Origin of the sequence: Massilia sp. TSP1-1-2, assembly GCF_049896185.1 — a bacterium.
In the GTDB taxonomy this organism is placed as follows: Bacteria; Pseudomonadota; Gammaproteobacteria; order Burkholderiales; family Burkholderiaceae_D; genus Telluria_A.
In genome coordinates, this window is the sequence record NZ_JAFCTU010000110.1 from 1 (window position 1) to 1,125 (window position 1,125).

Genomic DNA, 1,125 nt, shown 5'->3' on the forward strand with positions numbered 1-1,125 from the left:
TGGAATGCTGGAGGTCTTGCTTCGGGCCTTCACAGGCAATCCTATCCAGCTCGCAGCATAGCGGCTGAACAGTCACCAACATTTTTTCATGGCTGCAGTCGCCAGCTTCGCTACATAAAAGTGAGCGCGGCTACCATGATCGAGTGCCAGTTGGTGGGCTGCCCTCGTTACTTCGATCCAGTCAAGTGGCATTCACGATCCTATCACGTGATGTTCAGGTTATATCTCCCGCCACCGAGAGATGACGGCCGACGGCGGTTGGCATCGGCAGCATCTGCGATTGCTCCTGTTCCAACACGTCGGCGACGCTCAGCTCCTGGGTACTCGGGATGAGGCAATCCGCGCCACAACGTCGGGTCACGCTGGCCAAGCCACGCGTTCAGTTCCGCGAACAAAGGCGAACTTGCGGGCCTGCGCCTCGATCCAGACGCGCCGACTTCCGGCTACGTTTTCCCGTACTTTTCCCGTACACGCAAAAAAGGCCTGCAACTGAACATTGCAAGCCTTTAATATAGAACGAATTCTTGGTGGGAAGTGCAAGTTTCGAACTTGCGACCCCTGCAGTGTGAATGGAGTTAATCTGGTCGTCGACGGCTTCCGCTGGACAATTTTCTCCTATGAAGTCGTATGATTTGTGTCCATGAGCGTCCGCACCGATCCGCTACAATTTCCCGTACTTTCCCCGTACATTTCGAACTGCAAGTGATGATATGGGACGAGAATCTGTTGGCTTGAACCAGACGCGTTCTGCGCCGCAGAATACTTTCGCCGGCAGGATTAAACATGGCCCATAAGATCGACACCGTGAGCGCCCGCAGCAAGCTGAAATTGCGGCGTGAACCTTTCTGGCACAGAATCAGCAAGGGATTCCATGTTGGCTTTCGAAAAATGTCGAACACATCCAACGGTATTTGGCTGTTCCGCTATATCGAAACAAACGGCGTGGAAAAAGAACGCACGTTGGGTGTCCTGGATCAATGGCCACCCCACGAGCGCTTTGACCAGGCAGTCGTGTTGGCGCGTGCGAGCATCGAAGAGGCATCGGTGGCGACACCCTCGAGGCAGGCTTTGGCAGCGCTATCTTGCAGTTCCGATCTGGATCATTCACTGCCCGGAAAGCAAGAG

At 54.6% G+C, this 1,125-nt stretch carries 1 pseudogene; it reads left to right on the forward strand.

Annotation, left to right across the window (positions count from 1 at the left end):
- Positions 1-783 precede the first annotated feature (783 nt).
- Positions 784-1,125, forward strand: a pseudogene (locus tag ACP7BV_RS27100) (hypothetical protein); the annotation flags it as partial.